Origin of the sequence: Absicoccus intestinalis, assembly GCF_033971885.1 — a bacterium.
Classification (GTDB): Bacteria; Bacillota_I; Bacilli_A; order Erysipelotrichales; family Erysipelotrichaceae; genus Absicoccus; species Absicoccus intestinalis.
Map to the genome: position 1 here is coordinate 16,472 of NZ_JALBUS010000018.1, position 11,880 is coordinate 28,351.

Consider the following 11,880-nt stretch of genomic DNA (forward strand, 5'->3'; position numbering starts at 1 on the left):
ATCAATCCCGATATCTTACATGCATCTTTTGATCCAAACAATGACTATAGTGTTCCTTATTTCTGGGGCAGTGTCGGCATTAGTTATGATAAACGAAAAGTTAGTTTGGCAGACTTAGAATCGGAAGGCTATAATATTTTCTTAGATACGAAGTATAAAGGCGATATTTATCTTTATGATTCGGAACGTGATTCGGTCATGATGGCTTTGAAAGCATTGGGCTATTCCATGAACACAAAAGATACTTCACAACTCAATCAAGCCAAGGATTGGTTGAGTCAATGTGTGACGACCATGGAACCGGAAATTGTTACGGATGAGATCATCGATAATATGGCCAACGCTAGAAAAGCACTTGGCTTGGTCTATTCCGGTGATGCTGCTTATATCATGAGTGAAAATAAGAATATGGGATTCTTTATGCCAAAGGAAGGAACCAACATCTGGACCGATGCGATGGTCATTCCTAAAAATGCAAGTCATCCAAAGTTAGCCATGGAATTTATGAAGTTTGTTACGAATTATTCAGAAGCAAAGAAAAATTCCGAATTTGTGGGGTATACATCTCCGAATCTCAAAGTCGAAAACCACTTAGCGAAAACGACATTTAAGGGCATCAATGCGTATACACCACGAACCAAGTATTCCCAAGATGAAGTGTTTGGTTATGATGCCAAGACACGAAAAGTCATTGCGGAGCTATGGAGCGAGATCAAGGTCATTGCTTCCAATGCAGAATAAGAGGTTATTATGAAAGTAGAAGAAGTGTTAGAAAAAGCCCGTACTCAAATGGGAACCAAGTGTAAATCTTGTCCTGTTTGTGATGGCAGGGCTTGTCGAAATACGATGCCTGGACCCGGTGCGAAAGGGACAGGCAGGGTTGCCATGCATAATTATGAGGCATGGCAAAACATTGCGTTAAATATGGATACCTTATGTGAGAATGTTGAGGCCGATACGACCTTCTCTTTCTTTGGCAAGACATTTCAATATCCCATTTTTGCCGGTCCGGTTGGCCATGTAGAATTGCACTATGGGGATAAATACGATGATCAAGCTTACAATCATATTCTTGTTTCGGGTTGTCATCAAGCAGGCATTGCTGCCTTTACTGGCGATGGGATGAATGCGGATACGATGAAAGTGGCTTGTCAAAGCATCAAGGAAAATGATGGTATAGGCATACCTACGATCAAGCCTTGGAATGAGAAAGTCTATCTGGAAAAATTAGAGATGGTCAAAGAAGCAGGTGCATTTGCGGTAGCGATGGATGTAGATGCAGCTGGTTTACCCTTTTTAAAAGGAGTCGTACCACCAGCCGGACGAAAGACGGAACAAGAACTTCGATCCATTATTGAAAAAACACCGCTACCTTTCCTTGTCAAAGGCATCATGAGTGTGAAAGGGGCCTATAAAGCATGGCGTGCAGGGGCCAGTGCCATTGTGGTATCCAATCATGGTGGTCGTGTTTTGGATGGTTGTGCGCCAACGGCTGAAGTATTGCCCGAAATTGTGCGAGCCATCGATGGACGTATTCCCGTCTTAGTGGATGGCGGCATTCGTACGGGTGTCGATGTGTTCCGAGCTCTAGCCTTAGGTGCGGATGGCGTATTGATTGCACGACCATTTGTCAATATGGTCTATGGTGCCCAAGAAGAAGGCATCCAAGCCTTGGTTGATCAATTGGGGTCAGAATTAAAAGATACGATGGAAATGTGTGGTGCCAAAGATCTTAGCTCCATCCATGAAGACATGATTCGCCTTTAAAACAAGAAGGAAGGATCCAAGTTTTGGATAAAAATGCCAGATATCCTATGCATAAAGGGTATCTGGCATTTTCTCTGTGTAGTGATCATTCATCAAGCAAGGCAAACAAGCGTTCTTTTTCCGGTGCATAAAGACCAATGACAGGAAGCGATAGATCTTCTTCTTTTAATAATTGTTTCAATGCTTGCATATAGATGCCTTCTTTTTTGACCAATTTGACGGTACTTACTTTTTTTGCCCAGGTATTTCCATCTTGATACGAGCCACCCCATTGTCCGGAACAGGTGTATTTGACGCCACAGCTTGGACTACCATCGATTCCCACAAAGCCAAGAACTTGATATTTTCGTTTATCATTGAGATATTCTTTCGCTTGGAGGATATAGGGATATAAGAGTTCTTGGCAATGTTTGCGAAAAAAAGGATTATCGAATTGATTGGATACATGGCCCCATCGTTTGCATCCATACAAAGTAAATTCAGGACAAGGCAATTGAATGAATTGAACCCCTTGTTCTAAAGCTTTTTTAAGGAAGGATAGGCGAACTTCTTCCTCTTGGCGTAAGGATACACGATCATCCATCACAACTTTGGATGCGGTATTTAAAATACAATGGGAAACAAAAAGGATCTTTTTCATTGGATCTCCTTTCCAAAATAGGCTTGGGCTTGATCAATGGTAATGATTTTTTGATCAACGGCTAAAGCTTGCATGAGGCGAACGATCAATGGCGGTTCGATATGTGCTTCCTTTAATAATTTTTCATCATAGAAGAAATCGGTTGGATGGCCTTCAAATACAATTTGGCCATGCGCCATTACGAGAATATCATTAAATTGGTTGGCGACAAAATCCATATCGTGTGTGATCGTCAATGTCGTGACTTGTTTGTCGTGGAGAACATCTAAGATATGAGCCAATAAAGCTCTTTCTTTTTGATCTAAGCCGGCTGTCGGTTCATCAAGGATGATCGTGTTAGGATGCATCGCAACAATGGCGGCAATACATACAAATTTACGCATCGTGATGGATAGATCATACGGATGTTGTTGGGCAACCGCTGTCAATTGACAAAGTTCCAATGCGGCTTGTGTGCGTTCTTGGATTTCACCTTCGGGTAACTTTTGGCGATACAAAGCATATTGAATTTCTTTTTCGACACGATTATTAAACAATTGATCGTTGGGATTTTGGAAGATATAGCCCACCTTTTGAGAAACTTGGGCGATGGTCGCATGGTGCGTGGATTGCCCATCAATGAGCACAGTACCACTTTGCGGCTGACACAACCGATTGATGTTTTTTGCCAAGGTGGTTTTCCCTGATCCATTTTGACCCAGAATCGCAATTTTTGCCCCGGAAGCAATGGTATGATCAATATTTTTTAAGACAGGATGAACCCCATCATAGGCATAATTCACATGATTGATCTGGATCATAAATACTCCTTTCTAAACAACTGGACAGCTTGTTCAAAAGTAACGGGATACGTATTTTTTTCTAAATGAAGGGCCTGTGCCAATTGTGTCATGGTTGGATAGGCTAAGCCTTCAATCTCTTGGGAATAAATATCTTTGGGTGCGCCTTGGGCAATGATCTGACCAGCTTGTAAGACGATGATTTCATCACTAAATTGAGCCATTAAATCGGCATCGTGATCGATACATACAATGGTTTGGCCTTCTTTTTTTAATGTGTGAATGATTTGATAAACTTCTTGTCGGCCAAGCGGATCAATTTGACTGGTTGGTTCATCGAAGATCAAGATGCGAGGATGTAAAGCCAAGGCAGAGGCAATGGCCAATCGTTGTTGCTGACCACCCGATAAATCATAGGGATGATGAAAAGCTAGATCCCGTAGATTGGTTTTGGTGAGGGCTTCATCGATGCGTGCATCAATTTCGGTGGGGTCCAGGCCAAAATTTTCAAGTGCAAACGCGATTTCTTCAATAACAGTTTCGGTTACGGCACTGATTTGATTGAAAGGATCTTGAAAAACATAGCCAATTTCTAAGGATAATTCATGTATATCTTTTTCATTGGCAGGGATGCCATCATAAAAGACTTCACCCTCAAAGCAACCTTTCGCAAAAGTAGGAATGAAACCACGCAGAATGGAGGCCAATGTGGATTTTCCTGAACCATTCAATCCGGTAATGGCATAGAATTGGTGTTCATATAGAGATAAATCAACATGGGCAATCGCGTATTGTTGGCTAAAAGGATATTGATAACTGACATTTTTTAATTGAATACATGGTTTCATAAGAAAATCACCACCCCGCATACAAGACATAGATATAGGCATCCCCCCAACAAAAGATATTTTTCATATCCATTTTTTCGGATTACGATGATCTGGGTATGGGGACCTTGATAATGAAAGCCTTTGACTTCCAGACATAAGACTCGATCGCCATTATCGGATAAAGCGCTAAGGATAATGGGAATCAAGCTGGGTAAAAACGCTTTGGCGCGTTGGATCAAAGAACCATGAATTTCTAAGCCACGTGCTTGTTGGGCTTCCAAGATCCGGGTGGAGCGTAGTCGTAATTGTTGGATGGTTTGAAATGTGGATAATAACACAAAAGATATTTTTCGATTCATGCCTTTTTCTTCCAATGCATAGATCCATTCTTCATTTTGTGTGGTCAAGAAAAACCACAATAAGATACCAGAAATATTTAATAGGCTCAAAGATAAAGTGAACCCTTTTCTTATGCTTTCGAAATAAATCGTAAAAATAAAAAAATGACCAATGGGTGTTTGTCCACGAATCAAAAGGGTTTGCGATAGTAAGATGATCAAAACGAGAAAATAGATGGGTCCACTTTTTTTGATAAAAAGTGGACCAATGGCGGACAAAAAGACAAGAATAAGGAGGAAACCATAAGAAACAAGGCCGCCAAGAGGTAAGGTGTTCGTGTGGATCGTCATCAGCAGCAAATAAGCGAGAATATAGATAGCAACGATCCATAATTTCGTAAGCGGGTGGCTACCCGCAATTCGATTCTTTTTATGTATTTGTACTAGTTCGATCCACATAAAATCCTCTCCTTTTCTATTTGATATATTTTTCGCCAAGCTGGAATTGAATCAGTGTTTTCTTTGGCAATACACGAATGATCGCAAAGACTACCAAGATGGAAAGAATGCGATCCAAAAAGTTAAATACACCATTGGTACCAATCACGGCAGTCCAAATATTTTGGCCAGAAGCCAATAAGACCGAAGCAATGACACTGGCTCCATTTCCGGTCAGGCCACCAAAAGCAAATACAAGAATGGGAGCGGAAACGATAATGGAAACCAAAGTAATGATGACAATCGAGATAGCGATTTTCAATGGTGTTAAAAAGAAGTCTTTTTTGGATAAGTAACCTGCAATCAAGCCGACAACTAAGTTAACGGGAATAAAGGCAAAATTGACTGGATTGATGATACCAGCCACAATATTGGTCAAGACCCCGGTCGTAAGGCCGACAATGGGACCGGCTAAGATGGCTGATAATAAGGTACCAATCGTATCTAAATAAAGGGGGAGTTTTAATAGGTCATTGAGTTGGCCGCCAATAAAGTTGATGGCTACACCAACAGGAATTAAAAGTAGGGCATAGGTTGAAAAGGCAGATGTATTCGTTTGACGTTGAATTGTGTTTGTGGTTGACATAGTATTTCTCTCTTTCTATTTTTTCTATTTATTTATTTGTTTGTATGGAACAACAACACATCCAACAATTGGTCGCATGACGATAGTTAAAGATCATTTAATTGAGTGCTCCTTTCTAGTATGGTTCTCATCTTAATCATTGATTGGGACTTCGTCAATTGTTTGGATATAGTAGTTTTTTAATGGAATTATAGTCAAAAATTATACATATAAATAAATTTTTTATCAAAAACGAAAAAAACAGATTGGATATCTTCTATATATAAATAATTTTTATAACTTAAAGGCTAAAAAAAACGATGGCTGATTGCCATCGGACTTAAATATATTGATCGTTTTGCGATTGATGAATGACCAAACGATAACTGATGAAGAATAAAAGAATGATAAATAAGAAGAACCAGTAATTATCGGATGTAGCCAGATAATCATAAGTTCCATGAATCAATACAGGAACAAGGAAGGCTAGAATTCGATAAAGCGTGGCTTGCGCATATTGGGCGCGGCCTTCGGCTTTCTTTGCCATGCCGTACCAAACCCCCATGAAGATGCCGAAACAAGCATGTCCGGGAATGGCGGTCAGAGCGCGTACAAATGCCACATTCAAGCCATAATTGAAGACATAGAGAATGTTTTCCATCAGGGCAAAGCCTAAAGAAACGGAAATACAATAAACAATGCCATCAAACATGCAATTGAATTCGCGCGATTTCCATGTACCCCGATTCACAAAGAGATATTTTAAGCCTTCTTCGGTACAACCAACTACACCAAAATAGGCAATGAATTTTGAAGTTGCCTGATTCATGAGTACATCTTCGATCAATGCTGCCAAGGCGGTCGCTACCATGCCATACACAACCAATTGGATGATCAAGTCAAGAGGTTCTCGTTCCATGCGATCCAGTTGATAGACTTTGATCAATAAGAAGATGGCAGGCACGACAGCGGCAAATAATAGGATTCTTGGGCCATAAAATAAAAACATAAAATCACCTGGATTTATTATATAATAAAGTGCAGAAAATGGAGAATAGAATATGGATATAAAAATTATCGAGGCGATTGCTTCTCAATTGGATATTCAACCCAAACAAGTGGAAGCCGTCTTGTCCTTGTTGGAAGAAGGCAGTACGGTTCCCTTTATTGCGCGATACCGTAAAGAAAGAACGGGAAACTTGGATGAGGAACAAATTCGTGTCATCGAAGAACAATATACCTATCGTCAAAATGTGGAAAAGCGGAAAGAAGAAGTTTTGCATCGGATCGAGACGGTGGGCTCATTGAGTCCGGAAATCAAGGCTTCCGTCTTGGCTTGTACCAAACTAGCTGAGCTTGAAGAAATTTATCGTCCTTATAAACAAAAGAAAAAAACGCGGGCAGGCATAGCGATTTCACGTGGTTTACAACCATTGGCCCAACGTATTTTAGCTTGTCCGAAAGACTGGCAGGAACAAGAAATTGATGCGTATCTGAATGAGGAAATACCAGATCGGCAAACGGCTTTGCAGGGAGCTATGGATATCTTGGCGCAACAATTCAGTGAAGATCGTGCGCTTCGCGATACCATTTTTACTTCCATGATGAAATATGGTCGAATCGAAACGCAAATGAAAAAAGATGCCGAAGATGAGAAGAAGGTCTATCGTATGTATTATGATTTTTCAAGTCGGATCGATCGCATCGCCAATCATCAGATCATGGCAATCAATCGAGCGGAAAAAGAAAAAGTCATCACGGTGCACGTGACTTGTAACGAAGACTATATCCAAAATTGGGCGAATCGTCATTTTGTACGCTATCCGCATAATCCTTGTGCTATATATATAGAACAAGCCATTCAAGATAGTTTAAAACGATTGACACTTCCATCCCTGGAGCGGTTGGTTCGTTCACAATTGAGTGAAAAAGCACAAACCAGTTCCATGGATGTGTTTTCGATGAATTTAGAAAAGCTATTGCTTCAGGCTCCGTTAAAAGATAAGACCATCATGGGGTTTGATCCAGCTTTTCGTACAGGTTGTAAATTGGCCATCATTGATGCTTCAGGAAAAGCTTTGTGTGTTGATGTGATCTATCCTCACAAACCCAATCAAAAACTATCCGAAGCCAAGCGAAAGTTTGTGCAATTATGTACGAATTATCATGTCGATATCGTGGCCATTGGCAATGGCACAGCTTCTAGAGAAAGTGAAGCGTTTGTGGCCAATGTCATCAAAGAATATCATTTGCCCGTGGTGTATTCGATCGTTTCGGAAGCGGGGGCGAGTGTATATAGTGCTTCCAAATTGGCCATCGAAGAATTTCCAGATCTGCATGTGGAACAGCGAAGTGCCATTTCCATTGCGCGGCGTTTGTTGGATCCATTATCGGAATTGATCAAAATTGATCCACAATCCATTGGGGTTGGTCAGTATCAACATGATTTGCCACAAAAAGAATTGAAGGAGCGTCTGCATTTTGTCGTTGAAAAAGCCGTCAATCGAGTGGGCGTGAACATCAATACGGCCAGTGTATCGTTATTAGAAAATGTGTCGGGTTTATCCCATGCCATGGCTGAAAGCATCGTTTCGTATCGCGAAGAAAATGGAAAGATCAACAGTCGAGATCAAATCAAAAAAATTCCGAAGATTGGTCCGAAATCATTTGAACAAAGTGCAGGTTTTTTACGAATCGAAGATGGCAAGGAACCATTGGATCGTACCAGCATCCATCCGGAATCCTATGATTTGGCTCGTCAATTGTTGAAGCAATTGAAATTGACAACATCCGATATGGGTACACCTAAAGCTAAAGAAGTCATAGAAAAGGCAAACGCTTCTTTAAAAGGTGACGATTATACGCTGCGAGATATTTGTGATGCGATTCAGCAACCCTTGCGTGATTATCGAGAAAATAGTACCGGCCCCATCTTAAAGAAAGACGTATTGACCATGGAAGACCTTCATGTAGGCGATCAATTGGAAGGGGTCGTGCGCAATGTCGTTGATTTTGGCGCTTTTGTGGATATTGGTCTGCATGAAGATGGTTTGATCCATATTTCTAAGATGGCCAATCATCGTATCCATCATCCCAGTGAAGTGGTTGCGGTTGGTGATATTGTGACGGTGTGGGTCTATCGGATCGACGAAGAAAAAGGCAAAGTACAACTTTCTTTGGTGCAACCACGATGAAACCCGAAGAATTGATTGCGATCCTCCAGGTAGCAGGTCGTTTAAAAGAGACGACGAGACATTGTTTCTTCGAAACGGGTCGACAAGAAAGTGTGGCTGAACATAGTTGGCGGATGGCCTTGATGGCCCTGCTTTTGGAAGATGAGTTGGCTTGTGATATGGATCGAGTCATTCGTATGTGTTTGATTCATGATCTTGGTGAGGCTTTTACTGGGGATATTCCTACCTTTCAGAAAACGAATGATCAGAGACAAACGGAAAAAAATCGCTATCAAGCTTGGATCGATACATTTCCAAAAAAAGAAAAGCAGATGTTTCAGGATCTGATCAGCGAAATGGAAGCGCAACAAAGCGTGGAAGCCAAACTGTATAAAGCATTGGATCGCTTAGAAGCGGTGATCAGTCATAATGAAAGTTCCATTGATACATGGTTGCCTTTAGAATATGATCTGCAATATACCTATGGTCAAAAGGAAGTTCAGTTTTCTGCGTATTTAAAGGATCTCAAAGCTTGCATTGATCAATGGACCACAAAAAAAATTGAAACCAGTCAATCGGAATAAATCCATGTTTATGAAGTAAATTGGATTGTTCATATGAACAGTTAGGGGGGATTACGTATGTTACATCGATATATGTTGTATTTGACCATTTATTTGATCGTATTTGTGGGATTGTTGCTTTTATTGATTTTCTTTCGAAAAGCCAAACGTGTCTATCCCATTGTTTTTGGATGTGCATTGGTTTTGGAAGTTATTTTTATGCACAATTATATATTCGATATGCCACAAGTTTTTTCTCAAAACTATAAAGTAAAAACAGGTACCATACAATCTGTGACGGGAACGGATTTTAAAGTAGGTGGTGTTCTATATCGTGGGGATACCAATGGCTTGAAAAAAGGAGATAGCGTAGCGTTTGAATATTTATCGCATACGCATTATGCAGCGATTCGTACGGTCAATGATCAAAAGCCGGCCATAAAGGATGAGGGATAAAAATAAAACCACAAAAGTTTGAAGTGCTGTTTGATGGTGCCTATTTATGTTTTGCGCTCCTTGCGGGTGCATTATTCTTGTGTCGTGGTCAAATATTGTGTGCCATTTGGGCTTGGGTCCTATGTTTCGGGGATGCGTTTCATTTGCTTCCCAGGATGCAAAGCTTATTGAAAACACCGGATGATACTGTGAAACAAAGAATGAATCGAGGTTTACAGATCTCATCGATCACCATGACTGTTTTCTATATTCTTTTGTATTATATATGGCAAGAAACCTATGCTTTGTCGGTTTCCCATTGGATCCTTGTTTTGATCTGGATCACAGCCATTTTACGTATCGTGATTTGTTTGTTGCCCAAAAACCAATGGGGACAACCCGATGCACCAATGAAATTGTCTTTACTTCGAAATGGTATATTCCTCATTACCGGTTTATTGGTTGTTTATGTATTTGCGAAAGTATCCAATTGGTACATGGTGGTATCCATCTTGATTTCCTTTGGTTGTTACTTACCCGTTACAATAGAGTCGCATAAACATCCGATGATTGGCATGTTGATGGTACCAAAGACATGTGCCTACATCGCCATGTTGTTGTATTTTTTATAAAGTTCGAAGAGTAGATATAAATGGGGGAATAACCGAATATCAAAATTTCGGATAACCGTAAAAAAAGTTGTAACGAATAGATACTTGATCATTCCATTACAACTGCTTTTTTATTATTTATTTTTATTGTTCAACATTCACTTGGATTTCAAAATTAATTTCATCAAAATTGGCATCAGTATATCCATCTGCTAATAAAGTAAAATTATTTTGATCCATTTTAGGAAATACTAAAATTCCAGAATTAGTAATACCATTCAGAATTTCATAGGATAATTGCGGATAGTCTCCTTCGTACTGTGATAAACTACTGTTATCCTGCTCAATTTGAGTTCCATTCATTGTTAGCTTGATATCATAATTATTCAAATCAAAAGTATCTCCACTGTTGTTTACCACAGTGACGTATACACGTGTTTCTTCTTCAGCATATTCAATTTTATCAATTGTCAACTTAATACCGTTAATTTCTTGGCTAGCATTTGGTGAGATTGTTTTTTTAGCAGGAACAACTAAATCCATATAACTACTTTTTTTGACTTTAGCAGAAGATATTTCTGGCATAGTAATTTTATTACCTAAATTATTTTCTGCTTCAAGAGTACCATTGATCATTCCGTCAACTGTAACATAATCATCATTATTGAATTTTGGAGTGCTTTTCAAGGATACAAAAAAATCTTGATTGTTATTTTTGATATCGTAACAAATTTGGTAACCATTTAATCCTCCGTCTTTTTTCTTCACATTAAATATTTTTCCAGATAATTTGATATATTTACCACTGTATGAATCCGGATCTTCAAAAACATTGCTGATTTCATCTTTACTTACATATTCCTTTTTTTTGGATTGTGAAGATGTGTTACTACAAGCAACAACGGATACTAGTAAAAATGCAGAAATAAATAATGTAAAAAATTTCTTGAACATAGAACGTAAAACCTCCCTTTCTCTCTCTGCTCTTATTAACCCTATTATAACAATGCCAATACTTTTACAAAAGAAAAATTAAACATATTAGAATCAATAAAATTGAATGGCACTCCTTTTTTTAATATAAACTTGTGAATGCTTTTGTATTTTTTATAAAATTGAAAGATTCTATAGCTTGTTTAGAAGGGATATAATTTCATTGAAGAGAAGATAAGTGATTGAATTGAGACATCCGTAAGGTAAGCTCGTAAACAACGATTTATGGCTATGACTATTTATGTATCGTTGTTCTTCTCTTCGTTCATAAACAAATGGATTAGAAGTTACACGTTGTTAACTTCTGATCTTTTTTTATGGTGTTTTGTTTGACATATACCCCCACAGGGTATAATATAAGCGTGCACAGGAGGTAAAAAGATGACTTGTTGTGAACCAAAACATAAACATGTACCACGTTCGGAAGCGAATCTAAAACAATTAAAAAACCGGATTCATCGAATCGTGGGTCAATTAAATGGGATTGAATCGATGTTAGAGGATAACCGATATTGCGGTGATGTATTGATTCAGATTGCTGCCGTCGAAAAAGCACTCCAATCCTTTGGATACACGATTCTTCAGGAACATTTGGAAACGTGTGTGACGGAAGACATAAAAGAAGGAAATACCGAAATCATGGATGAGGTCATGAATTTGGTGAAGCGTTTAAAATAAGGAAGTGATG

Annotated in this window: 14 protein-coding genes; 7 read left to right on the forward strand and 7 right to left on the reverse strand. The window is 39.2% G+C overall.

The annotated features are described in order from the left end of the window. Positions 1–12: 12 nt before the first annotated feature. Positions 13–741 (forward strand): extracellular solute-binding protein, encoded by a 729-nt coding sequence (locus MOZ64_RS09775; protein ID WP_320326393.1) that lies wholly within the window; start codon positions 13–15, stop codon positions 739–741. A gap of 9 nt (positions 742–750) precedes the next feature. Then, positions 751–1,767, forward strand: coding sequence for an alpha-hydroxy-acid oxidizing protein (locus tag MOZ64_RS09780; RefSeq protein WP_320326366.1), 1,017 nt, complete (start codon positions 751–753; stop codon positions 1,765–1,767). Positions 1,768–1,852: 85 nt separating this feature from the next. On the opposite strand, the gene MOZ64_RS09785 is transcribed toward MOZ64_RS09780, so the two are convergent. The 6 genes from MOZ64_RS09785 to MOZ64_RS09810 all read right to left on the reverse strand — a co-directional run bounded on the left by MOZ64_RS09785 (position 1,853) and on the right by MOZ64_RS09810 (position 6,426). Continuing rightward, positions 1,853–2,407 carry a CD3072 family TudS-related putative desulfidase gene (locus MOZ64_RS09785; protein ID WP_320326367.1) on the reverse strand — a complete coding sequence of 185 codons (555 nt, stop codon included), beginning with the start codon at positions 2,405–2,407 and terminating at the stop codon, positions 1,853–1,855. After that, positions 2,404–3,207: an energy-coupling factor ABC transporter ATP-binding protein gene (locus tag MOZ64_RS09790; RefSeq protein WP_320326368.1), complete on the reverse strand. Its 804-nt coding sequence runs from the start codon at positions 3,205–3,207 to the stop codon at positions 2,404–2,406. Before MOZ64_RS09790 ends, MOZ64_RS09785 begins: the two co-directional genes overlap by 4 nt. Beyond that, entirely contained in the window at positions 3,204–4,034 is an 831-nt protein-coding gene (locus MOZ64_RS09795; protein WP_320326369.1) for an energy-coupling factor ABC transporter ATP-binding protein, read from the reverse strand. Before MOZ64_RS09795 ends, MOZ64_RS09790 begins: the two co-directional genes overlap by 4 nt. Beyond that, positions 4,031–4,813, reverse strand: coding sequence for an energy-coupling factor transporter transmembrane component T (locus tag MOZ64_RS09800; protein ID WP_320326370.1), 783 nt, complete (start codon positions 4,811–4,813; stop codon positions 4,031–4,033). Before MOZ64_RS09800 ends, MOZ64_RS09795 begins: the two co-directional genes overlap by 4 nt. A 16-nt stretch (positions 4,814–4,829) precedes the next feature. Next, positions 4,830–5,438, reverse strand: a complete 609-nt coding sequence (locus tag MOZ64_RS09805; RefSeq protein WP_320326371.1) for an ECF transporter S component — start codon at positions 5,436–5,438, stop codon at positions 4,830–4,832. A gap of 319 nt (positions 5,439–5,757) precedes the next feature. Continuing rightward, positions 5,758–6,426, reverse strand: a complete 669-nt coding sequence (locus tag MOZ64_RS09810; protein WP_320326372.1) for a PrsW family glutamic-type intramembrane protease — start codon at positions 6,424–6,426, stop codon at positions 5,758–5,760. Positions 6,427–6,478: 52 nt separating this feature from the next. On the opposite strand from MOZ64_RS09810, the gene MOZ64_RS09815 reads away from it, so the two are divergent. The 4 genes from MOZ64_RS09815 (at position 6,479) to MOZ64_RS09830 (ending at position 10,220) form a co-directional block, all read left to right on the forward strand. Continuing rightward, entirely contained in the window at positions 6,479–8,611 is a 2,133-nt protein-coding gene (locus MOZ64_RS09815) for a Tex family protein (RefSeq protein WP_320326373.1), read from the forward strand. Then, the gene (locus MOZ64_RS09820; protein ID WP_320326374.1) at positions 8,608–9,174 is read left to right on the forward strand and encodes an HD domain-containing protein; all 567 of its coding nucleotides are present in this window, start codon (positions 8,608–8,610) and stop codon (positions 9,172–9,174) included. Before MOZ64_RS09815 ends, MOZ64_RS09820 begins: the two co-directional genes overlap by 4 nt. Before the next feature lie 57 nt (positions 9,175–9,231). Further along, entirely contained in the window at positions 9,232–9,609 is a 378-nt protein-coding gene (locus MOZ64_RS09825; RefSeq protein WP_320326375.1) for a hypothetical protein, read from the forward strand. Between the two features lie 167 nt (positions 9,610–9,776). Beyond that, a complete protein-coding gene (locus MOZ64_RS09830; protein ID WP_320326376.1) occupies positions 9,777–10,220 on the forward strand; it encodes a hypothetical protein in 444 nt (147 codons plus the stop codon). Positions 10,221–10,343: 123 nt separating this feature from the next. Here MOZ64_RS09830 and MOZ64_RS09835 read toward each other — a convergent pair whose 3' ends face one another. Continuing rightward, entirely contained in the window at positions 10,344–11,153 is an 810-nt protein-coding gene (locus tag MOZ64_RS09835; protein WP_320326377.1) for a hypothetical protein, read from the reverse strand. Positions 11,154–11,573: 420 nt separating this feature from the next. Here MOZ64_RS09835 and MOZ64_RS09840 point away from each other — a divergent pair, with 420 nt between their 5' ends. Continuing rightward, positions 11,574–11,870, forward strand: a complete 297-nt coding sequence (locus MOZ64_RS09840) for a metal-sensing transcriptional repressor (RefSeq protein ID WP_320326378.1) — start codon at positions 11,574–11,576, stop codon at positions 11,868–11,870. The last annotated feature ends 10 nt before the right edge of the window (positions 11,871–11,880 follow it).